Here is a 23,894-nt window from a genome sequence, read left to right on the forward strand (position 1 = left end):
TCAAAAAAGTATCTTTGCTGAGTCATAATAAAGTTCTATTTAAAATTAGAGACCTAATTAGAGACCTTTAATTTTAAGAACACTATAAAAGCCTTATTTCAGGCACTTTTTTAACATGAATTATTTATCAGTAGAGAATATATCAAAATCTTTTGGAGAGCGCACGCTGTTCAAAGACATTTCCTTTGGGATTAACAAAGACCAAAAAATTGCCTTTATCGCCAAAAACGGTTCGGGTAAAACCACTATTATGAACATCATCAATGGTTTTGATGAACCCGATACCGGACAAGTGGTGCTTCGAAAAAGCATTCGAATGGCTTTTTTGTCACAGGACAATAAACTTCAGGATGAATTGACGATCGAGGAAAGCATTTTTGCTTCGGACAATGAGAGTTTAAAAGTGATTGAGGCTTATGAAAAAGCATTAGAAAACCCTGAAGACGAAGAAACTTACCAAAAAGCTTTTGACGCAATGGATCGTCATAATGCTTGGGATTTTGAAACACAATACAAACAAATTTTGTTCAAATTGAAGTTGGAAGACTTCAAACTAAAAGTAAAAAGCCTTTCGGGTGGACAGAAAAAAAGATTGTCTCTTGCCATCATTTTGATCAACCGTCCCGATTTATTGATTCTGGATGAGCCAACGAATCACTTGGATTTGGAAATGATCGAATGGCTAGAAAGTTATTTTGCTAAAGAAAATATCACGTTGTTTATGGTAACGCACGACCGTTTCTTTCTGGAGCGTGTTTGTAACGAAATCATTGAATTGGACAACGGAAAAATATACCAATACAAAGGAAATTACTCTTATTATTTAGAGAAAAAGGAAGAACGCATTGCATCTGAAAATGCGAGTGTTGATAAAGCGCAAAACTTGTTCGTGAAAGAATTGGAATGGATGCGTCGCCAACCGAAAGCCAGAACGACCAAATCGAAATCGCGTCAGGACGATTTTTATGATATTAAAGAAAAAGCACAGAGTCGTCGTAAAGAAAATGTGGTGGAACTGGAAATTAATATGGAGCGAATGGGAAGCAAGATTATTGAGCTTCACAAACTTTCCAAAAAATTCAAAGATCATGTTATTCTGGATAATTTCAGTTATGATTTCCAACGTGGAGAACGCATTGGAATCATTGGCAAAAATGGAACCGGTAAATCTACTTTTCTGAACCTTTTGACAGGAACTATGCCATTAGATAGTGGAAAAGTAGTTATAGGAGAGACCATAAAAATAGGTTATTATACTCAAAGCGGAATTAACCCAAAACCGGGTCAGCGAGTTATTGATGTTATAAAAGAATATGGAGAATTTATTCCGTTAACGAAAGGGAGATTGATTTCAGCTTCTCAATTGTTAGAGCGTTTTCTTTTTGATGCCAAAAAACAATACGATTATGTCGAAAAACTGAGCGGTGGCGAGTTGAAACGTTTGTATTTGTGTACCGTTTTGATTCAGAATCCAAACTTCCTGATTCTCGATGAACCTACGAATGATTTGGATATCGTGACTTTGAATGTATTGGAAAGTTTCCTTTTGGATTATCCTGGATGTTTAGTGGTGGTTTCGCACGACCGTTATTTTATGGACAAAATTGTGGATCAGTTATTCATTTTTAGAGGACAAGGCGAAATTGAAACATTCCCTGGAAATTACTCGGACTTTAGAGCCTACGAAGACAGCGCCGATGTTGCCCAAAAAGAAGACAACAAAACGGAGAAAAAAGAATGGAAGCAAAACAATCCGACAGGAAATCTAACTTTCAACGAGCAAAAAGAATTTCAAAAAATCGAGAGAGAAATAAAAGATTTAGAAATCGACAAAACCAAAATTGAGCAATTGTTCTCGGATGGAAAAGTAGCTGATGTCGACATCGAAAAGAAAGCCAAAGAATTGGAAAATATCATCAAGAAAATTGAAAATAAAGAAGAAAGATGGTTTGAACTTTCTGCAAAGCTTGAAGGGTAGTTTTTTGGTTTGCTGTTTACAGAATTTCGTATTCAGCACTTTTTCAAAAATAGTACTAAAAGTCACAACAAAATCTAATTCTGTTGTGGCTTTTCTGCTTTAATTCTACATCGTTTTAATTGGAAAATTGTTTAATTGAAATAATGATAAAACACATTTATTACCATAATTAAATCTTCGAAAGAAATTTTGTTTAGTTTTATACTTTATCTCTAAATAATTGATTTGCAAAATCAATTTAAAAAACTTGATTACAGCACAGATCTTCGTTATGAATTTTAAACCTATTTTGAAATCGAAAATCATATTTCTACTAATCCTTTTTTATTCTCATACTATTCTTTCCCAAGATGGTGAAAAGAATGAAGGAGAAAAAAAATATCCACTGCGCTCCATAGTTGATTTATTTACAAAAGAAGATACCTTACAAATAAGCAAACCGGACTCCAAAACCAATTTAATTGCATTCCCCACACTGGGTTATCAACCCGCAAATGGTTTTACTTTTGGATTCATTAGCCAATTTAGTTTCAAAATAAAACCAGAAAACAAAATTTCATTACTCTCGGGAGGAGCTTCTTATAGTACGCAAAAACAAGTTTTGACCTACCTAAAAAACAATATGTATATCAATAATGACCGAATATTTTTTAGCGGTGATTTTCGATATTATGTTTTCTCACAATCCAATTATGGCCTAGGAACTGACATTATCCCTTGGGGTTCTGAATTTCAAGACTTTGATTTCAATACCATAGAACAGCCGATGAATTACAATTATTTCAAATTTCACGAAACAGCATCCTATCGCATTTTTTCTCATTTTTTTATTGGAACAGGAATCCATTTTGACAGTTATACCAACATCAATGATAAACTTTTGGATGTTGCCAATGGACAATACACCTACCATTATAATTATTCAAAAAAATATGGATTCAGCGACAAGAATTATGCCGTCAATGGGATGAGCATAAATTTGATTTATGATACTAGAGACAATTTGATAAACACCAATAATGGCCTATTCCTTAATATGAATTACCGTTATAATCCCCAAACTGATCTTAACAGACACAACAGTTCCACTTTATTGCTTGAAACCAGATATTTTATTCCCATCAGTAAAACTAACAAACAGCATGTTCTAGGTATTTGGGCTTATGGCCAATTTTTGGTAACTGGTAAACTCCCCTATTTGAATCTTCCCGCCATTGGTTGGGATCAAAACAGCCGTAGCGGAAAAGGGTATATCCAAGGACTTTTTAGAGGCACAAACCTAATGTATTTTGAAAGCGAATATCGTTTTCCGATTACCAAAAACCAAATGATCAGCGGAACCGTATTTGCCAATGCCACAACAACAAGTGATGTTGACAAAAACCTCGGATTGTTCGAATCTATTCAGCCTGCAATTGGAGTAGGATTAAGAATCCTACTAGACAAAGATACTCTGACCAATTTTATTGTCAATTTTGGACTAGGGCGCGATTCCCAGACTTTCTATTTTAATGACGGAGAAGGATTTTAATAACCTGAACCTGATTATTATTTTTTTGAGCAGAAAGATTGTGGCATTTTTTGAAATATCGTCCCGCTTTCCGTTACAATCTTATAAGCCGAACCCCGGCTTATAAGGATTTTCACTTCAATCGGGGCTAAAGGAGAGATTGTACTTTTTAGCCATTATTTAAAAAAAGAGAAAGCATTAATAATCGAATACGGCCTTTAACAAAAATCGCTATCGGTTTTTACTATATTTGCGATCTTAAAAAAGAACCCATTTCTATGAAACACTTATTATCTGCCCTAGTGGCCTTGACTCTTCTAATTTCTTGCAACAAAAACAAAGAAGTAACAAACGAAGTAAAAACAGAAGCTCCAGTTGATTACGTTGCCAAAAACGACAAAGAAATCACCGATTACTTAGCCAAAAATAATTTAACTGCCGAAAAAAGCGAATCTGGTTTGTATTATATAATTAAAGATCCTGGAACTGGAGCGCAACCAACCGCAACATCAAATGTAACTGTAGCTTACAAAGGGTATTTTACTAACGGCAATGTATTCGATGAAAGTACTCCTGAAGGAATTTCTTTTGGTTTAGATCAAGTTGTAAAAGGTTGGACGGAAGGTATTCCTCATTTCAAAACTGGAGGTAGTGGTATTCTTTTCGTACCTGCTCATTTGGGATATGGAGATAACACTATGGGACCTATTCCTGGAGGTTCGGCACTTATTTTTGACGTAAAATTAATTTCGGTTAATTAAGGATAACACTCCAATTAAAGTAATAATAAAAACCACAACGGAATCTAATTTTGTTGTGGTTTTATTTTTTATCTAATAAAAGATTTTTAAACTAAAAATTGATTCTGAAACAAAAAGCTACCAAGCAATCGGATTGTAATCTTTCAAAAATTTACCGCACCAGTGTTTTCCTGTATTAATCCCATCAAACAAAGGATCCATAACTCTTGCCGCACCATCAACAATATCTAGCGGTGGCTGAAAATCCTGTTCTTCCTGTTTTCTTTTCGCTAATTCAGCAGGATCTTCATCGGTTACCCAGCCTGTATCTACGGCATTCATAAAGATTCCGTCTTTCGCTAGTGTTCCTGCTGCAGTGTGCGTGAGCATATTCAAAGCGGCTTTGGCCATATTGGTATGTGGATGACGGTCTTCTTTGAAATCACGGTAAAATTTCCCTTCCATAGCCGAAACGTTAATGATGTGTTTTTTACCTGTTTTGTCTTTCTTCATCACTTCCGAAAGGCGATTGCACAACACAAATGGCGCAACGGAATTCACCAATTGTACTTCTATCATTTCGGTAGTTTCGATTTGACCTAATTTCAATCGCCAACTGTTTACTTTTCTCAAATCAACTTGTTGTAAGTCGGCATCGAGTTCTCCTTCTGGAAAAACTTCTTGTGCAACCAACGTATTATCAAAAGAATATGGGATCTGCGATAATTTGGCGGAAGCCCTCAAACCAATTCCTGGTTCGGGTCCGTGCCAAGTCACCGGCATATTTTGATTCGGAGAAGCTCCCGAAGTCAATACTTTTAATTCGTCGAGACAATTGGTATGATCTAATAGTAATTCTTGTACTTGTTGTGGCAAAGATCCAATTGGACGCTCTTCATTTTCCATCAGATGCGTATAGAATCCTGCTGGTCTTCTCACCGTTTGCGCCGCATTATTGATCAGAATATCCAATCGACCGTATTTTTGTTCAATAAAATTGCAAAAAATCTCCACACTTGGAATATGCCGCAAATCTAATCCGTGAATTTTCAGGCGGTGTCCCCATTCCATAAAATCATCTTCCTTAGAAAAACGCAAAGCCGAATCCACTGGAAAACGAGTCGTGGCAACAACAGTCGCTCCTCCACGTAAAAGCATCAACGTAATATGATATCCAATTTTCAGACGAGAACCTGTAATTACAGCAATTTGTCCTTTCACATCTGCAGTTTGGAAACGTTTCGCATAATTAAAATCACCACAATCCGAACACATCGAGTCATAAAAATGGTGCATTTTCGTAAACTCAGTTTTACACACATAGCACTTTCTAGGCGTTTCGAGTTCTAACTGCTCTTTGCTGGCAAGATCATTTTGAGCCAAAAGTTTTGGAGCAACAAAAATACTTGCTTCACGGGCAGAACGAATTCCAGTTTCCTTTCGAGCCGTTCTATCTTTCTTTTCCTGTTTACGTTTGGCTAGTGCTTTTCCGTCCTTTTTTCTTTTAGCAAACTCATCCCTGTCGGGACGTGAAAATTGTCCAGCTGCTTTGATTAAAGCTATTCTTTCTTCTTTTGGTATTTCAAAAATCTGATCGGTATCGGCATTCAATTGTGTCAAAATAGCAATACACTGGTTTATTTCTTCCAATGTTATTGTAGTTCTATCCTCTATTACTTCCTTCATCATTATAAAAATTCTGTTTCTTTTCTTGGGGTAAATTCCAAGGCCGCAAAGATAGTCTTTTTAAAGTCTTAATGCTTCAAAGTCATAAAGTCGAAAGCCTAAACCTTTTCAATATTCCTAAAACTTCGACTCTTAATAACTTTCGACTTTATGACTTTGGACTTTGAACTATTATCTTAGTATCTTCGCCAATACTTTGCAAAACCCTGATTAATCTTTTATGTTATTCCAAATAAAATCCTATCTCAAATTCCTTTGGCACTCCAAAAACGAACATGCCGTTCATTCGCCATTTGTTTTTAATTTATTGACAAAATGCTTTTATGATAAGAAATTCAATTCGGAATACATTGTTTTGAAAAACTACCGAAATGAACTTTTGCAAAACAAAAACACAATTAATGTTACTGATTTTGGAGCAGGTTCCCGTGTTTTTAAATCCAACTCGAGGCAAATTGCTCAGATTGCCAAAACTGCAGGAATTAGCCCAAAACGTGCAGAACTATTGTTTCGAATTACAAATTATTTCAAACCTGAAAATATTTTAGAAATTGGAACTTCCCTTGGATTAGCCACTTCTTCCCTATCATTGGGAAATCCAAAAGCATCAATTACAACTTTGGAAGGTTGTCCAGAAACAGCCAAACAAGCTCAATTGCAATTGCAAAAATTCAATTTCAAGAATGTAAATTCAATAGTAACAGAATTTAATAGTTACCTAAAAACTGATAATCTAAAATCCGAAAACTATCAACTAATCTACTTCGACGGTAACCATTCCAAAAAAGCGACCTTAGAATATTTTGAATTACTTTTGCCAACGATAACCAACCAAACAGTATGGATATTTGATGATATTCACTGGTCAGCCGAAATGGAAGAAGCATGGGAGATTATAAAAAACAATCCAAAAGTGACCGTAAGTATTGATACTTTTCAATGGGGATTGGTTTTCTTTAGATACGAACAACCCAAACAGCATTTTATAATTAGAATCTAAAAAATTTAAAATCGCAACATGGATATCAAACAAATTTTTGAGAACAATAAAAAATGGGTTGTCAAACAACTCGAAATGGATGAGCATTATTTTGAAAAACTCTCAAAAGGCCAAGCTCCTGAATTTCTCTATATTGGCTGTTCAGATAGCCGAGTTTCTGCTGAAGAGCTTATGGGACTGGAACCAGGGGAGGTTTTTGTGCATCGCAACATAGCCAATATGGTTCCAAATACGGATCTAAACTCAATGTCTGTTATCAATTATGCAGTTGTGCAATTAAAAGTGAATCACATTGTAGTTTGTGGACATTACGGCTGCGGTGGTGTACTTGCTGCCATGCAACAATCAGATTTGGGAATATTAAATCCTTGGCTAAGAAACATTAGGGATGTTTACCGAACACACCAAAAAACACTTGATGCCATAACCAATGAAGAAGAAAAATATAAAAAACTAGTTGAATTGAACGTACAAGAACAATGCATCAATGTTATCAAAACTGCAGAGGTCCAAAAAGCATTCAAAAAAAGAGGCTTAAGAGTTTATGGATGGATTTTTGACATTCACAGTGGCAAATTAATTGACCTGAACATCAATTTTACCGAAATATTAAAAGACATTACCAAGATTTATAAAATATCAAACTAACAATCATCTTAATTTATTCAAAACGTCTTATTATCAGGGCGTTTTTTTTTGAACAAAAAAAACGCCAAATTGAAACCATTTCGATTTAGGTAAAAAAAAATAGCAGTCACCCCCATGACTGCTAATTTTCATTTTGAATAATCAAATTTAAAATTCTATAACTAATAGAAAATATACCTTCAAAATTTAAACTTTGAATTAGATAACCTACTAAATAATTCTTATGATTTCATAGTACAAACGTACATCATAAAAATCGAAATACAAAATAAAAATCTGTTTAAATTCTTATTTAATCGATGAAATACATTTTTATTTAAATTTAACATTATTTTATTTATAAATTTTATATTATAATAATTGCAAAATCTAAAAAAATATGAGAGCAAAAAAAAGACAGTCACCCCCATGACTGTCATTTTTCATTTTGATTAAATAAATCATAAATTCTATTCTTATGATTAATAGAATATAAATCATCAAAATATTAAGTTTTGAATTCGATAACCTACCAACTAACTTATAAACTTACAGTACAAACGTACCAATAATAATTTAAAATAAAAATTAAAAAAACGTTAAAATTCAATTATTATCGATGAAATACATATTTTAAAATATTTAACAAACTTATATTTACAATAATTAATAACCAAATTTTGTTTTAAAATTGCAATTATCAATAGAAGTCAGCATTTCAATTTCTAAATTTTCTAAAACAATAAAAACATCAGACCTATACAGCCAAAAAAGCTCCTTAAAACAAAAAACGAACTGTAACAAAATTCCCGCTATAACTACTTATCATAAATCAAAAAGTCTTTTGTACTTTTAAAACCAAAAATCAACAATCTGCAATCCAATATTCTAATGAAAAACCCACTTATAAAAATCACCAATATCAAGCGAGACTTTATACTAGGAAATGAAACCGTATATGTTTTAAAAGGCATTGATTTAGAAATCAATAAGGGTGAATATGTAGCCTTAATGGGACCTTCAGGATCTGGAAAATCAACATTAATGAATTTATTGGGTTGTTTGGATACACCTACATCTGGAACTTACATATTAAATGGAAAGGATGTTAGCCACATGAAAGACGACGAATTAGCCGAAATTAGAAACAAAGAAATTGGTTTTGTTTTCCAAACATTCAATCTTTTACCTAGAACAACAGCACTTGATAATGTAGCATTGCCAATGATTTATGCAGGTTATTCAAAATCTGAACGCAACATCCGCGCCACAGAAGTTCTAAAACAAGTTAATCTAGGCGACAGAATGGATCATCAACCAAATCAGCTTTCAGGAGGGCAACGTCAACGTGTTGCTGTCGCAAGGGCTTTGGTCAACAAACCCTCTATCATTCTTGCCGATGAGCCAACAGGAAATTTGGACAGTAAAACCTCATTGGAAATCATGAAGCTTTTTGGAGATATTCATGCCTCAGGAAACACAGTGATCTTGGTAACTCACGAAGAAGAAATTGCAGCTTATGCACATCGTGTTATCCGTTTACGAGATGGACTTATTGAGAGTGATACCGTGAAGGAACAGTATCGTAATGAAACGGTATATAAATAACAGCATTCAACATAACACTTTTAGAATTATCTTATTATAGATAATTCTAAAAAATCTTAGCACCTAAAAGCAAATGACAATTGGTTTACTTACCTGTGAAAAACTTCCTGATTTAACAATTTCAGATCAACAATTAATTCCAGAACTAGCCAAACACAACCTCATTGCAAAAGCGGTGATTTGGAATGACAAAACCATCAATTGGAGTGATTTTGATTATTTAATCTTTCGCAATACTTGGGATTATTTTGAGGAAGAAACCGAATTCAATCTTTGGCTTGACCAAATAGAACAATTGGGAATCAAAACGCTCAATCCAATTGATATCATTAAGCAGAATAAGCATAAATTTTATTTACGCGAAATGGAAAAGCAAGGAATATCAATTCTTCCCACTATTTTCATTGACAAAACCGAAAATCTAAATCTTCCCGGAATAACTCCAAAACATTGGAAAAAAGCAGTTTTAAAACCTGCTTTCTCTGCGGGCTCCTATCAAACATCCGTTTTTGATGTATCAAATATCAAAAAAGCAAATGATGATTATACAAAAATAGCTCAAGAAAAAGAATTGCTTTTACAAGAATTCATACCAGAAATCCAAACATTGGGAGAAACCTCTTTTATCTTTTTTAATAAAAAATTCTCTCATGCCGTCAATAAAAAACCAATTGATGGTGATTTTAGAGTACAATCGCAATTTGGAGGAAAATATACTTTGATACATCCAAATCAGAAGTTAATAGAGAAAGCACAAAAAGTCGTTAATACTTTTCATGACAAATTATTATATGCCCGAGTTGATGGGATCGTTATTGATGGTGAATTGTATTTAATGGAAATAGAATGTATCGAACCCGATTTGTATTTTGATATTAGTGAGGGAGCATTGGAACGGTTCGTTACTTCAATAATCGAATTAATAAAGTAATTTTGTTTTTAAATCTAACTTGAGATTTCTGATTTAGGTCAGAAGTCTACAATCAAAAATTCAGATGAAAGTATATACAAAAACTGGAGACGGTGGAACTACTGCCCTTTTTGGAGGAACTCGTGTACCAAAAGACCACATTCGCATAGAAAGTTACGGAACTGTAGACGAATTGAATTCTTATATTGGATTGATTCGTGACCAAGAAATAAATAGTCATTACAAAGAAATCTTAATTGAAGTACAAGACCGACTTTTTACTATTGGTGCTATTCTGGCAACTCCACCCGAAAAAGAAGTAATGAAGAACGGCGAACTTCGATTAAAAAAACTTGGAATAACAGAAACCGATATCGAATTATTGGAAAATGAAATAGACACTATGGAAGAAATTCTTCCTCCAATGACCCATTTCGTTTTACCGGGAGGACATCAAACTGTGTCATATTGTCATATAACCAGATGTGTTTGTCGTCGCGCAGAACGCCTAGCTGTGCATTTAAGTCATAATGAACCTGTTGCAGAAATAGCTATTAAATACCTGAACCGACTTTCTGACTATCTTTTTGTATTGGCACGAAAGTTGTCTGTTGATCTTAAGGCTGATGAAGTGAAATGGATACCGAGGAAATAAGTATTCAATTTGAAGATAGCAGGATACAGTATTTGAGAATAGATTTTCATTTTAAAAATCTGAAAATTTTTACCTTAAATCTGCTGTCTGAAAATACGTTCTTAACTTTATAAAAAATAAATCATTTTTTACTTGTCTTTTTCAGTAAAAAATTTATTTTTGCACAAACTAAATCGACAAATATGTATTGGACATTAGAATTAGCATCATATTTAAGCGATGCGCCGTGGCCTGCTAACAAAGACGAACTTATTGACTACGCTATTAGAGCAGGAGCTCCATTAGAAGTAGTAGAAAACCTTCAGTCTATCGAAGACGAAGGCGAGATATATGAATCAATGGAAGAAATTTGGCCAGATTATCCAACCGACGAAGATTATCTTTGGAACGAGGATGAATATTAAAAAAGTAAACCAAGAAAAAGTCTCAAAAGAGGCTTTTTTTTTGTTTAATTTTACACAGATACACAAGTTACATTAAATAGAAATAAAAATAAATCATGAGTTTCATAAACAGTATCATTAAAATCTTTGTTGGAGATAAATCTGAGAAAGATGTCAAAGCTTTACAACCGTATTTAAACAAAATAAAGACTTTTGAAAGTGCTTTACAATCTTTGTCAAATGACGAATTAAGAGCTAGAACTGCTTTTTTTAAAGAAAAAATTAAACAGGCGCGTGCTGAAAAAGATGCCAAAATTACTGCTCTTCAACTTGAAGTAGAAAATATTGAAGACATTGACAAACGTGAAGATATTTATATCGCTATTGATGCTTTAGAGAAAGAAGCTTACGATATATCTGAGAAAATATTAATGGAAATTCTTCCTGAAGCTTTTTCTGTAGTTAAAGAAACAGCAAGACGTTTCAAAGATAACTCACAAATAACAGTTACTGCTACCGCAAAAGACAGAGAACTTTCAGCTACAAAAAGCTACATCACTCTTGATGGAGATAAATCTATTTGGTCAAACACATGGAATGCAGCTGGAAAAGAAATTACTTGGGACATGATTCACTATGACGTTCAATTAATTGGCGGAATGGTATTGCACGAAGGTAAAGTTGCCGAAATGCAAACAGGTGAAGGAAAAACATTGGTAGCTACTTTGCCGTTATACTTGAATGCTTTGACTGGAAACGGTGTGCATTTGGTAACTGTGAATGATTACTTGGCGAAACGTGATAGTACTTGGAAAGCTCCACTATTCGAATTTCATGGAATGACTGTAGATTGTATTGATAATCACCAGCCAAACTCTGAGGGAAGAAAAAAAGCTTATGATTCTGATATTACTTACGGTACCAATAATGAATTTGGTTTTGATTACCTAAGAGATAATATGGCACACTCGCCAGAAGATTTAGTTCAAAGAAAACACAACTACGCTATTGTCGATGAGGTCGATTCAGTTTTAATTGATGATGCTCGTACTCCTCTTATTATTTCTGGACCTGTTCCTCAGGGAGATCGTCATGAATTTAATGAATTGAAACCAAAAATCGAAAATTTGGTGGCATTACAACGTCAATTGGCAAATGGTTTTCTTGCTGAAGCTAAAAAATTAATCAAAGAAGGAAATACCAAAGACGGTGGTTTCTTATTATTGAGAGCATACAGAAGTTTACCTAAGAACAAAGCGTTGATTAAATTTTTGAGTGAAGAAGGAATTAAACAATTGCTTCAAAAAACCGAAAATCAATACATGCAAGACAACAACCGCGAAATGCCAAAAGTGGATGAAGCTTTGTATTTTGTGATTGAAGAAAAAAACAACCAAGTTGGTCTTACAGATAATGGTATCAAATTCCTTTCAGGAGATACTGACGCTGACTTTTTCGTACTTCCAGACATTGGAACTGAAATTGCCGCTATTGAAAAGAAAAAATTAGACAAAGATGCCGAAGCGGAAGAAAAAGAAAGATTGTTCCAAGATTTCGGAGTAAAAAGTGAGCGTATCCATACTTTAACACAACTTCTGAAAGCGTATAGCCTTTTTGAAAAAGATGTTGAATATGTAATCATGGACAATAAAATCATGATTGTCGATGAGCAAACAGGACGTATAATGGATGGTCGTCGTTATTCTGACGGTTTACACCAAGCCATTGAAGCCAAAGAAAATGTAAAAATCGAGGCAGCTACTCAAACATTTGCTACAATTACATTGCAGAACTACTTCAGAATGTACAACAAATTGGGAGGTATGACTGGAACAGCTGTAACTGAAGCAGGTGAATTATGGCAAATCTACAAATTGGATGTAGTAGAGATTCCTACCAACAGAGGAATGGCACGTATTGACAAAGAAGATTTTATATACAAGACAACCCGTGAGAAATTTAATGCTGTTATTGAAGATGTAACTGAATTATCAAAAGCAGGTAGACCAGTTCTTATTGGAACAACTTCTGTTGAGATCTCAGAATTATTGAGCAGAATGTTGAAAATGCGTGGTGTAGAGCACAACGTATTGAATGCAAAAATGCACAAACAAGAAGCACAAATTGTTGAAGAAGCAGGAAAAGCAGGTGTAGTAACGATTGCTACTAACATGGCCGGTCGTGGTACCGACATTAAATTATCTCCTGAAGTAAAAGCCGCTGGAGGTTTGGCAATTGTAGGTACAGAACGTCACGATTCACGTCGTGTTGACCGTCAGTTACGTGGTCGTGCAGGACGTCAAGGTGATCCAGGAAGTTCTCAGTTTTATGTTTCTCTTGAAGATAACTTAATGCGTTTATTTGGTTCTGAAAGAGTTGCCAAAGTAATGGACAGAATGGGATTGCAAGAAGGTGAAGTAATCCAACATTCGATGATGACCAAATCTATCGAACGTGCTCAGAAAAAAGTAGAAGAAAACAACTTTGGTGTTCGTAAACGTTTATTGGAATATGATGACGTAATGAATGCTCAACGTGAAGTAGTTTACAAACGTCGTCGCCATGCTTTATTTGGTGAGCGTCTAAAATTAGATATCGCAAACATGCTTTATGATACTTGTGAACTAATTGTCGATGAAAATAAAGCCCGAAATAACTTCAAAGATTTTGAATTTGACATTATTCGTTATTTCTCATTTACTTCACCAGTATCACAAGAGGATTTTTCTAAATTAACCGAAATTGAAATCACAGGTAAACTTTATAAAGCAACCCTTGAATTTTATACTCAAAAAACAGAAAGAAGTGCTAGAGAAGCTTTTCCTATCATCAAAAATGTTTATGAAGACAGAAACAATCAATTTGAACGTATCGTAGTTCCGTTTACAGATGGAATAAAAATGTTCAATGTGGTTACTGATTTGAAGAAAGCCTACGAAACTGAAGGAGCTCAACTAGTTGCTGATTTCGAAAAGAACATCACTTTATCTATTGTTGACGAGGCTTGGAAAAAACACTTACGTAAAATGGACGAATTGAAACAATCTGTTCAATTAGCAGTTCACGAACAAAAAGATCCATTGCTTATTTACAAATTGGAAGCGTTCAACTTATTCCGTGGTATGCTTGAGAATGTAAATAAAGAGGTGATTTCATTTTTATTCAAAGGTGATTTACCAGCTCAAAACGCTCCAGTAATTGAAGAAGCTAAAATCGAACGTCAGGTAGAGGATTACAAATTAAGCAAAGACGAAATTCCAAATAGCGAAAGTGCTAATCGTGAAGCTGGAGAAACTCAGCAACGTCAAGTAACTGAAACTATCGTTCGCGACCAACCAAAAATCAATCGTAACGATACGGTAACTATCCAAAATGTAGCCAATGGGCAAACACAAGAAATGAAGTACAAGAAAGCCGAAAGTTTAATCGCAAGCGGAGCTTGGGTTTTGGTTTCTTAATAAAGAATAAATTTGATTTTAATCCCCAATTACGAAAGTAGTTGGGGATTTTTTATTCCAAAATCCTAAACAACCAATATTGATTTAATTCCCTAAATTTACTTATCCAATAAATAAAGTGATACCTTATGAATATATTAATCAGCAAACTGATCAATTTCATTGACCTACACAAGGGAGAAGAGGATAAAAAAAAAGTACTGGAAAACATAATTGGCAATATCTCGTTTAGAGGTTCCAATTTATGGATTTTGGCCTGTGCTATTGTTATTGCTTCGGTAGGGCTAAATGTTAATTCTAATGCGGTGATTATTGGGGCAATGTTGATTTCACCCTTAATGGGGCCTATCGTTGGAGCAGGTTTTGGATTAGGAATGTATGATTTTGAATTGGTGAAGAAATCAATCAAAAATATTTTGATTGCAACGGTTGTCAGTTTGGCCGTTTCAACATTTTACTTTTATATCAGCCCGTTCAAAGAAGTTCAATCAGAACTTTTAGCTCGTACTTCACCAAATATATACGATGTTTTGATTGCATTTTTTGGGGGATTAGTTGGTGTTATTGCAGTTACTAGAGTCGAAAAAGGAAATCCTATTCCGGGAGTAGCAATTGCCACCGCACTGATGCCTCCTTTATGTACTGCAGGTTACGGATTAGCAACCGGAAATTATTTATTTTTTGGTGGTGCTCTGTATTTGTACACCATCAATTGTGTTTTTATATGCATTGCCACTTTTATTATTGTGAAGTTCTTAAAATACCCAATTGCCAAACAAATTGATTTGAAACATCAAAAGCAGGTAAAACAAGGAATTACAGTACTTCTTTTAATCATGATTATCCCAAGTGTATATTTTGCTTATCGCTTATTTGATGAAAAAAAATACATACAACGAACAGAAGAATTTATTGAAAATGAGTTTCCTCAAAAAAAGTACACTCTTATTTATAAAAAAACAGATTATAATACCAATCCAAAAATTATACAATTGGCTTTTTTGTCCAAAAAATTCAGCACTGCAGAAATTAAATCCATCAACCTGAAATTAAAGGAATATGATTTAATGAATACACAACTCTTAATCAAACAGGACACTTTTGATTTAAAAAATGATATTCTAAATACCATCAATAGCCATAAAAAATCTGGAGCCGATAAAGATGAACTGATAAATAATTTACAAAAAACTATTTCAAATTATCAAGCCAACAATACAAAAGTCAGTAATGAGGTCGCTATTCTATTTCCTGAAATTAGACCAATTGCCATCACACAATATGCTAGCAAAAACAAAACAATTCCAGTACTTTTATACAAAAGCAAAACTGAATTGAAATTAGATTCTAAAAGAAAATTAATGAGTTGGCTCAAGCAAAGACTAGAAAAAGATAGTGTCGAAGTGTACAGACAACAGTAATAACCTAAATGAAATTAAAAAAAGATGTACCTTTACTAGAATAGAATTAAAAACAAACAAAAAAAAATAGAATCATGTCAAAAAGCCAAGACGCCAAGAAAACGGTAAAAAAAGAGCCTCTTAAAACCGCTAAAGAAAAAAAGGAAGAAAAGAGAGAAAAGAAAAACAGCCCGAAAAGGGATTAATTATTGATATTGAAAAAACCCTCGCTTATTTCTAAACGAGGGTTTTATGTTTTAATTTAATTATCTCTTAATTCTTCGCTGGAATATTTTCTAAAATTTCCAATACAAATTTCCAGTATTTTTGAGCAGAAGAAATACTTGCTCTTTCATCTGGCGAATGCGCACCATGAATAGTTGGCCCAAAAGAAATCATATCCATGTCAGGATAATTAGTTCCTAGAATACCACACTCTAAACCGGCGTGACAAGCAGCTACATTTGGTTTTTCCCCATTTTGTTTTTCATAAATGGAAACCAAAACATCTAATATTTCAGACTTAGGATTTGGTGACCAACCTGGGTATGAACCTGAGAATTCCACTTCACAACCCATTAATTCAAATGCAGAACGCAAAGCATTGGCCATATCAAATTTTGATGATTCTACTGAAGAACGTGTCAGGCATTGAACAGAAAGTTTTCCCTCTCCCAACGTTACTTTTGCAATATTATTAGAAGTTTCAACCAAATTATCAAAATCCGCACTCATTCTATAAACTCCATTGTGAGCAGTATACATCGCTCTAACGAAATAAAACTGTGCAATTGTTGGCATTACGGTTGCCGGAACAGTGTCCAATTTTTCGAAAACTACTTCCAAGTTAGGTTCAGTAGTTTGAAACTCCGATTTGATTTCGTTTACAATTTGTTGCATATCAAACACAAAAGCTTCGTCGTAAACTGCTGCAATGATTACTTTCGCTGTACTTTCGCGCGGGATTGCATTACGAAGACTACCTCCGTTGATTTCAGAAATTTGCAATCCAAAATTATCAAAACCGTCAAATAATAAACGGTTCATAATTTTGTTAGCATTACCCAAACCTTTGTGAATATCCATTCCAGAATGTCCACCATTCAATCCTTTTACCTTAATGCTATAACCAACAGAACCTTCTGGAGTTTCTTCTTCATCATACTCTGCAGTAACGGTAACATCCATTCCACCAGCACATCCAATACCTATTTCATCATCCTCTTCGGTATCTAGATTCAATAAAATGTCTCCTCTAAGAATCCCACCTTGCAAATTCAACGCTCCAGTCATTCCAGTTTCTTCATCTATCGTAAACAAAGCTTCGATTGCTGGATGCGGAATGTCTTTACTTTCTAAAATTGCCATAATAGTTGCAACACCGAGACCATTATCGGCCCCAAGAGTAGTTCCTTTGGCACGAACCCAATCCCCTTCTACATACATATCGATTCCTTGAGTATCAAAATCAAAAACAGTATCGGCGTTTTTTTGATGAACCATATCCAAATGTCCTTGCAAAACAAGTGCTTTTCTGTTTTCCATTCCTGGAGTGGCAGGTTTGCGGATAATTACGTTTCGGATTTCATCTTCAAAAGTTTCTAGTCCCAAACTGGTACCGAAGTCTTTCATAAACTCAATTACACGTTCTTCTTTTTTGGAAGGGCGAGGTACCGCATTCAAATCGGCAAATTTGTTCCAAAGTACTTTTGGTTCTAGATTTCTTATCTCTTGACTCATTCTGCTGTATATTTTTTAATTAAAAACGTTTAAAATAATAAAACCTCAAAGTTACAAACTCCTAAAGCTAGTTTTATAAAAGTTTTAATTTATTTTAAAATAAATAATCCACCAAAATTTGTTTCTTTACAATACAATTTATAAAAAATGAAACGAAGTTACATTCTCCCCTTATTCTTGTTGATACAAATTGTAATCCTAAAAATCATCCGATTTTTTCCTGAAACTATAGAACATATTTACAGCAATGGGATTTATGTATATATATCTAAATTTTCGAGAATTGTATTAGGAAAAATCCCTTTCTCTATCGGTGATTGTCTCTATTTTTTTTTAATTATATTACTTACAAAATGGATTTGGAACAAAAGAAAGTCTTGGAAAACAGAATGGAAAAACAATCTATTAACCGTTTTGAGTGCTCTTTCCGTGTTTTATTTCTTCTTTCATTTTCTTTGGGCATTGAATTATTATCGTGAACCGTTGTTTGAAAAAATGAGTATTGAAAGAGATTATACCGATGCCGATTTATTGGCTTTCACCAAAAAGTTAATTGCAAAAACGAATGCAATCCAAAGTCAAATCACCAAAAATGACAGCTTGAAAGTGGTATTCCCCTATTCACAAAACCAAGTTTTTGAAATGAATCAGAATGGATATAAAAACCTGTCTAAGGAATATGTTTTTTTTACCTATTCGCATTTGAGTATTAAGAAATCTCTCTTTAGTTTACCACTCACTTATATGGGGTTTGGAGGTTATCTGAATCCGTTTACCAATGAAGCACAGGTCAATTATTTGGGTCCAATGTACAGTTTTCCAATGACTACAAATCACGAAATGGCCCATCAGATGGGATATGCCAGCGAGAGTGAATGTAATTTTATTGGCTTTCTGTCTTCTATAAAAAATGATAATCTGTATTTTCAATATTCGGGATATAGTATGGCTTTGCGCTATTGTTTAGGGAATTGGCAAGTGCGAGACGAAGAAACATTAAAACAATTACTCAAAACCGTCCACCCTGGTATTTTGAAAAATTATAAGGAAAGTCAAGACTTTTGGAAACAATACCAAACTCCAATCGAAACTGGATTCCATGCTTTTTATGATCGTTTCCTAAAAATCAACCAACAAAAAGACGGTATGGACAGTTATAGCAAGTTTGTGAATTTAATGGTGAATTATTATAAAGTAAGGCCGTTATAAATTATGAATTACTCTTGCCTTCTTTAAAAAGGTCTTATGAAAAACAAAATTTCCGGATTAGCCCAGATGGAAGGGAAAATCCTTTTTGAGAACTTTGTCAAAGTTTTGAACTTTGACAAAGTTCTCAAAAAGATTGGAATGACAGCGGGAGGAATATTGTTATGAATGATTGATTTGTGCTCCTAATTATTATGTTTATTTAAAATTAAAAAGTGCTGTTTTGTAACAAAATGTGCGGGTGTCGTACTAATGGAATATGAGTGAAAATCTAGAACCTTCTTTTGTCAAGCAACTGCAAGAAAACCAGAATATAATCCACAAGATTTGTCGATTGTACACTGCTGGTGAGGATGCTCATAAGGATTTGTTTCAGGAAATCACGATTCAGTTGTGGAAAGCTTTTCCAAAATTTAGGGGAGAAAGTAAATTTTCAACTTGGGCTTATCGAGTCGCCTTGAATACGGCAATTACTTTGTATCGAAAGAGTAAGCGCAGCATTGCAACCGTTGAGTACGAAGGAAGACAACATTTTACGCATGACATAGAATATAATTATGAAGAAGAGGAGCAGTTGAAATTGATGTACCAAGCAGTTTATCAGCTGAATGATATTGAGAAAGCGTTAGTGTTTATGTATTTGGAAGACAAGGATTATACCGAAATATCGGAAACTTTAGGGATTAGTGAAGTGAATGCAAGGGTAAAAATGAATCGTATAAAAGGGAAATTAAAAAAAATATTAAATCCATTAGGCGTATGAAAGAGTTGGATTTATTAAAAAAAGACTGGAAAAAGAACGCAGCTTCTTTTGAGCAGATATCGGAAAATGAAATTTACAAAATGATCCATAAAAGGTCGTCTTCGGTGGTGAAGTGGATTTTTATAATAAGTATCATTGAACTTGGTTTGGGACTTGTATTGGGACTGATTTTGTCCTTTACCAAATACGACGAGAAAAACGTAGAATTAATTAAACATTTGGGTGTTTATGGCTATTATATAGCTGCAACTGTCCTACTGTATGCTGTTATTCTATATTTCATTTTCAAGTTTTATACGATGTATCGTAAAATTGCTGTTGATGATAATACCAAAAAACTCATTTCCACAATATTAAAAACCCGAAAAGTGGTGAAGCAATACATTGCTTTTAACCTGAGCTTTTTTGCTGTGTTTTTCATTATTTTTGGAGGCTATTTGTTTTACGAAGGCTACTTGGAAGGAGCTTCAAAAAATGGAGCCGTACATCCCGAAATGCCTTTAAATATTGCTTTGATATCGTTCATCGTATTAATTTTGGCCACAGCGATTTTCACTTTCGCATTCTGGTTGATTTACAAATTAATCTATGGTATTTTATTAAAACGTTTACAGAATAACTTCGAAGAATTGAAGAAAATTGATTTATAAAAAAAGAGGCATTTGCCTCTTTTTTTTATTTTAATATTCCCATTGTCTCTTTTTATTTAACTCTTCTTGCTCCTGTAATTCCTCTAGTGGAATAACTTTGAGGAAAGATTGATGCTGTTCTATAGCATATTCTACTTTTTCAACAATTTCTTCGATTGTATCATTATCATAGTCAATATCCAATGGTTCTTTTATGACAAGTGACTGAAGAATTCCTTTCTTTTTCATATACAAACCTTTCTTGCAAAACGAGCGTCGGAATCCATCAATTACAATAGGAACAACTATAGGTCTGTGTTGTTTTATGATGTGCGCTGTTCCTTTTCGAACCGGCTTAAACGATTTGGTCGTTCCTTGCGGAAAAGTAATTACCCATCCATCAGCCAAGGCAATCTTAATATTTTCGGTGTCATTTGGATTTACATCCTTTTTTTCGGTTACATCCTGTCCTTTAGCACGCCAAGTACGTTCAACGGTAATTGCGCCCGCATAAGCCATGATTCGCGGTAATAAACCCGCTCTCATAGTCTCTTTGGCAGCTACATAATAAATATTCAATTTTGGACGCCACATATACCAAACATTTTTTATCGAATCTTCACGCCCACTTAAACTCGCATTAAATACATGAAACATGGCAGTCACATCTGCAAAATAAGTTTGATGATTGGAAATAAAAAGAACGTTTGTATCAGGGAGTTTTTTAATTATTTCAGAACCTTCAATTTGTAGTTCATTAAAACCACGGTAACGCCTGTGGCTAATAAATCCGAAGATTCTAATCAACCATTTTTTTATAAATAAAATATGTCCAAAAGGATTTCGTTTAAATAATCCCATAAGATTGTTTGTTTGTTTTTAGATTTGGGATTGCAAAATTACGATTATTTTTCCTCTTTTTATATCAAAAGACAATGCTTTTAACAAAACAGACCATTCAAAAACTGATTTTTTCCAAAACAGAATTCAAAACAATTTTCAATTCGCTTAACATCATAGCTGTAGCACCCCAAACAATATGCCCGTCAATTTTAAAAGCAGGTACAACAATGGAATCAGAATAAGAAGTTGTCATTTCGGCATTAATCACAATGGAATCGCTTAAAAACGATGCTAATGGCAATTCAATTATGCCAGCCACTTCAATAGGATCGGGATTAAAAACTATTTCATCTCTACAAATACCCAAAAAAGGATAAACCATAAAATTGCTTGGTAAAATGTATAAATTGGTAAAAGCTTTCAACACCTCAATTTTATCTCGGTGAATCCCAATCTCTTCACACGTTTCCCTTAATGCCGTCTGCATAAAATTGACATCTTCCTTTTCATATTTTCCGCCTGGAAAAGCTATTTGGGAAGAATGAACTCCTTTATATGAATTCCGAACAATCAAAACCAAATGTGTTTCACCCTCTTTGGGATAAACCAGCATCATCACTCCGGCATTTTTTGGCGTTATCTGTGCAAAATCCATTTTTTTAAAAATCTCAAGTCGTTGACTTGGAACCATAATGTTATGAGCCACTTCTCCCGGAAGATTTACAGCATCCAAATGAGGAACTATTTGTAAAAAATCTTGAAAATCCATAATCAAAGGTTATTTTTGCAAATAAAATAATATCTAAATATACTTTAGAAATTAGTGCCAAACAAATTTTTAAACATTCAAAACCCAACAATATGTACAGTAAGGAAGAAAATCAAAAACTAAAACACGAATTTTGGGTCGAATTTGCTCAAAAATATCCTAGAAAATGGGTCTTGTATGATACGAAAATAAAAGATTTCTCTTTTAAATTCTATGTCCAAAACACCAAGGCTCAAGTCCATATCGATATTGAAATGAGAAATGCAGAATTGCGCATGCAATATTTTGAAAAACTTCAAGCATTAAAAAATATACTAGAAGAAGAATTCATCAAGGATTTGGTTTTTGAAAAAAATCACACTTTAGAAAACGGAAAAACCATTAGCCGAATTTGGGTCGAAAAAGGTAATGTAAGTGTAAGCAATCGCAAGTATTGGGATGAAATATTTGATTTTTTCTATGAAAAAATGAATGCATTGGAATTATTTTATTTGGAGTATGATGAATTTATAAAAAATATTGAAAAATAGGCTTTTATATTTCGTAAATTGTTTATCAAAAATTGTTTAAAATGGATTTATTTAGAGAAACAAATGATTGGGAAGCTAAATTAGCCCCAATTTTAGAAAGATATAAAGACCGAAAACATCCGCTAGATTACCAAAACCTTTATCAATTAGTCGTTATGGTAGTCCTTTCTGCCCAAGATTCGGATGCCAATATTAACAAAATAGCACCAGCCTTGTTTGAAATTTTCCCGAACATGGAAAGTCTGGCTGCTTCGAATATTGATGCATTAATACCACATATTTCCAAAGTTAGAAATTTTGGAACCAAAGCTAACTGGTTAATTGAGATTGCACAAACTGTTCAAAAAGACGAAAATATCCCTTTAACAATGGAGAATTTAATCGCTTTAAAAGGAATAGGTAGAAAATCTGCCAACGTTATTATGCGAGAAGCAGGAATTCCAGCCGAAGGAATAATAGCTGATTTACACGTGATTCGTGTCTCTCCAAGAATTGGACTAATCCAAGAAACAAAAGACGGTATCAAAGTTGAAAAATTACTCATGCAAGTTTTGCCAAAAAACATTTGGGGTGAAATTGGTATGGCTATTTCGTTTTTGGGCAGGGAAATTTGTCGCCCGACACCAAAATGCCCTGAATGTCCAATACTAAAAGATTGTCAATATCCATTAAAAACGATTTAAAAAACATACCAAGTCCCACGAATCAGTTGTTACTGTGCTTCGTAGACTACTGCTCTCTCATTCAAGCAAACTTGAATTATGAAAAAAATTCCACTTTATTCTTTGGTCATTTTTCCCAATTCCGAGCAATCGACTTTAATTAAGTCCTATAAAGAATTACTCAAAAATCATATTAAATGGTTTGGCAGTGCTAATTCAATGGCTCATATTACAGTAATCAACTTTGAAAACGAACTATCACTCCAACTTTACATTGACAGAGTTAGGGAATTCTGTAAGACTGCCATTCAACAAAAAGTAACATTAAACGCTTGGGATTCTTTTGGAGAAGAAACCTTTTTCATTGCACCAGATCAAACATCAAAACATTATCTCAATAATCTTATTATAGATTTACATCTGTATTTAGGTTTTAAAATTAAAAATGCTCATGCTCATTTAAGCATTGCTCGTGGACTCGATGAAAAAAAAATGAAAACAGCCTACGAACTCTTCAAAAACATACCAATAAATCTAAAATTTAACTGTAATTCATTTTATCTGAGGAGGTTTAACTATCAGACTCAACAATATTCTGACATCGTAGAAAAAATTGATTTCGGGAATTAGTTGCTACATTAATAGTCTTTCAAACGGGAGTGATTAAAATAAAAAAACTCCATTTGCATAAGCAAATGAAGTTTTCTTGTACTCAGAGCGGGACTTGAACCCGCACGAACATTGCTGTTCACTGGATTTTAAGTCCAGCGTGTCTACCAATTTCACCATCCGAGCAT

21 protein-coding genes and 1 tRNA gene are annotated in these 23,894 nt (G+C 33.9%); 17 read left to right on the forward strand and 5 right to left on the reverse strand.

What is annotated here, in order from left to right; genetic code table 11:
- Positions 1-115: 115 nt before the first annotated feature.
- From J2W95_RS14440 to J2W95_RS14450, 3 genes are all read left to right on the forward strand, one after another.
- Complete coding sequence (locus J2W95_RS14440; protein ID WP_310008241.1) at positions 116-1,978, forward strand: ABC-F family ATP-binding cassette domain-containing protein; 1,863 nt, start codon at positions 116-118, stop codon at positions 1,976-1,978.
- A 271-nt stretch (positions 1,979-2,249) separates the two neighbouring features.
- Positions 2,250-3,509, forward strand: a complete 1,260-nt coding sequence (locus J2W95_RS14445) for a BamA/TamA family outer membrane protein (protein ID WP_310008243.1) — start codon at positions 2,250-2,252, stop codon at positions 3,507-3,509.
- Positions 3,510-3,766: 257 nt separating this feature from the next.
- On the forward strand, positions 3,767-4,249 hold the full coding sequence (locus J2W95_RS14450) for an FKBP-type peptidyl-prolyl cis-trans isomerase (RefSeq protein WP_310008245.1): 483 nt from the start codon (positions 3,767-3,769) through the stop codon (positions 4,247-4,249).
- 117 nt (positions 4,250-4,366) lie between these two features.
- Here J2W95_RS14450 and J2W95_RS14455 read toward each other — a convergent pair whose 3' ends face one another.
- Positions 4,367-5,917, reverse strand: a complete 1,551-nt coding sequence (locus tag J2W95_RS14455; RefSeq protein ID WP_310008247.1) for an SDR family NAD(P)-dependent oxidoreductase — start codon at positions 5,915-5,917, stop codon at positions 4,367-4,369.
- A gap of 217 nt (positions 5,918-6,134) precedes the next feature.
- On the opposite strand from J2W95_RS14455, the gene J2W95_RS14460 reads away from it, so the two are divergent.
- From J2W95_RS14460 to J2W95_RS14495, 8 genes are all read left to right on the forward strand, one after another.
- A complete protein-coding gene (locus J2W95_RS14460) occupies positions 6,135-6,914 on the forward strand; it encodes an O-methyltransferase (RefSeq protein WP_310008249.1) in 780 nt (259 codons plus the stop codon).
- 18 nt (positions 6,915-6,932) lie between these two features.
- Positions 6,933-7,562 carry a carbonic anhydrase gene (locus tag J2W95_RS14465; protein WP_310008251.1) on the forward strand — a complete coding sequence of 210 codons (630 nt, stop codon included), beginning with the start codon at positions 6,933-6,935 and terminating at the stop codon, positions 7,560-7,562.
- An 870-nt stretch (positions 7,563-8,432) separates the two neighbouring features.
- Positions 8,433-9,149, forward strand: coding sequence for an ABC transporter ATP-binding protein (locus J2W95_RS14470; RefSeq protein WP_310008253.1), 717 nt, complete (start codon positions 8,433-8,435; stop codon positions 9,147-9,149).
- 73 nt (positions 9,150-9,222) lie between these two features.
- The gene (locus tag J2W95_RS14475) at positions 9,223-10,080 is read left to right on the forward strand and encodes an ATP-grasp domain-containing protein (protein WP_310008255.1); all 858 of its coding nucleotides are present in this window, start codon (positions 9,223-9,225) and stop codon (positions 10,078-10,080) included.
- 64 nt (positions 10,081-10,144) lie between these two features.
- Positions 10,145-10,714, forward strand: a complete 570-nt coding sequence (locus J2W95_RS14480; RefSeq protein ID WP_310008258.1) for a cob(I)yrinic acid a,c-diamide adenosyltransferase — start codon at positions 10,145-10,147, stop codon at positions 10,712-10,714.
- 182 nt (positions 10,715-10,896) lie between these two features.
- The gene (locus J2W95_RS14485) at positions 10,897-11,118 is read left to right on the forward strand and encodes a DUF2795 domain-containing protein (protein ID WP_007138072.1); all 222 of its coding nucleotides are present in this window, start codon (positions 10,897-10,899) and stop codon (positions 11,116-11,118) included.
- 95 nt (positions 11,119-11,213) lie between these two features.
- Positions 11,214-14,555, forward strand: coding sequence for a preprotein translocase subunit SecA (gene secA, locus J2W95_RS14490; protein ID WP_310008260.1), 3,342 nt, complete (start codon positions 11,214-11,216; stop codon positions 14,553-14,555).
- A gap of 128 nt (positions 14,556-14,683) precedes the next feature.
- Positions 14,684-15,976, forward strand: coding sequence for a DUF389 domain-containing protein (locus J2W95_RS14495; protein ID WP_310008262.1), 1,293 nt, complete (start codon positions 14,684-14,686; stop codon positions 15,974-15,976).
- A gap of 252 nt (positions 15,977-16,228) precedes the next feature.
- Here J2W95_RS14495 and J2W95_RS14500 read toward each other — a convergent pair whose 3' ends face one another.
- On the reverse strand, positions 16,229-17,695 hold the full coding sequence (locus J2W95_RS14500) for an aminoacyl-histidine dipeptidase (protein WP_310008264.1): 1,467 nt from the start codon (positions 17,693-17,695) through the stop codon (positions 16,229-16,231).
- A 147-nt stretch (positions 17,696-17,842) separates the two neighbouring features.
- Here J2W95_RS14500 and J2W95_RS14505 point away from each other — a divergent pair, with 147 nt between their 5' ends.
- The 3 genes from J2W95_RS14505 to J2W95_RS14515 all read left to right on the forward strand — a co-directional run bounded on the left by J2W95_RS14505 (position 17,843) and on the right by J2W95_RS14515 (position 20,314).
- Positions 17,843-18,904 (forward strand): DUF3810 domain-containing protein, encoded by a 1,062-nt coding sequence (locus J2W95_RS14505; RefSeq protein WP_310008265.1) that lies wholly within the window; start codon positions 17,843-17,845, stop codon positions 18,902-18,904.
- A gap of 256 nt (positions 18,905-19,160) precedes the next feature.
- Entirely contained in the window at positions 19,161-19,664 is a 504-nt protein-coding gene (locus J2W95_RS14510) for an RNA polymerase sigma factor (protein ID WP_111409049.1), read from the forward strand.
- Positions 19,661-20,314 (forward strand): hypothetical protein, encoded by a 654-nt coding sequence (locus J2W95_RS14515; protein WP_310008268.1) that lies wholly within the window; start codon positions 19,661-19,663, stop codon positions 20,312-20,314. Before J2W95_RS14510 ends, J2W95_RS14515 begins: the two co-directional genes overlap by 4 nt.
- Positions 20,315-20,344: 30 nt before the next feature.
- Here J2W95_RS14515 and J2W95_RS14520 read toward each other — a convergent pair whose 3' ends face one another.
- Both J2W95_RS14520 and J2W95_RS14525 read right to left on the reverse strand, forming a co-directional pair.
- Complete coding sequence (locus J2W95_RS14520; RefSeq protein WP_310008270.1) at positions 20,345-21,154, reverse strand: lysophospholipid acyltransferase family protein; 810 nt, start codon at positions 21,152-21,154, stop codon at positions 20,345-20,347.
- A 97-nt stretch (positions 21,155-21,251) separates the two neighbouring features.
- Positions 21,252-21,905: an NUDIX hydrolase gene (locus tag J2W95_RS14525; RefSeq protein ID WP_310008271.1), complete on the reverse strand. Its 654-nt coding sequence runs from the start codon at positions 21,903-21,905 to the stop codon at positions 21,252-21,254.
- A 92-nt stretch (positions 21,906-21,997) separates the two neighbouring features.
- Between J2W95_RS14525 and J2W95_RS14530 the strand changes: the two genes are divergently transcribed.
- The 3 genes from J2W95_RS14530 to J2W95_RS14540 all read left to right on the forward strand — a co-directional run bounded on the left by J2W95_RS14530 (position 21,998) and on the right by J2W95_RS14540 (position 23,727).
- Entirely contained in the window at positions 21,998-22,435 is a 438-nt protein-coding gene (locus J2W95_RS14530) for a DUF4268 domain-containing protein (protein ID WP_310008274.1), read from the forward strand.
- A gap of 41 nt (positions 22,436-22,476) precedes the next feature.
- Positions 22,477-23,118: an endonuclease III domain-containing protein gene (locus J2W95_RS14535; RefSeq protein ID WP_310008276.1), complete on the forward strand. Its 642-nt coding sequence runs from the start codon at positions 22,477-22,479 to the stop codon at positions 23,116-23,118.
- A 78-nt stretch (positions 23,119-23,196) separates the two neighbouring features.
- Positions 23,197-23,727 (forward strand): 2'-5' RNA ligase family protein, encoded by a 531-nt coding sequence (locus J2W95_RS14540; RefSeq protein ID WP_310008278.1) that lies wholly within the window; start codon positions 23,197-23,199, stop codon positions 23,725-23,727.
- A gap of 79 nt (positions 23,728-23,806) precedes the next feature.
- On the opposite strand, the gene J2W95_RS14545 is transcribed toward J2W95_RS14540, so the two are convergent.
- A tRNA-Leu gene (locus tag J2W95_RS14545) sits at positions 23,807-23,892 on the reverse strand.
- Positions 23,893-23,894: the final 2 nt, after the last annotated feature.

Source organism: Flavobacterium granuli (assembly GCF_031456055.1).
GTDB lineage: Bacteria > Bacteroidota > Bacteroidia > Flavobacteriales > Flavobacteriaceae > Flavobacterium > Flavobacterium granuli_A.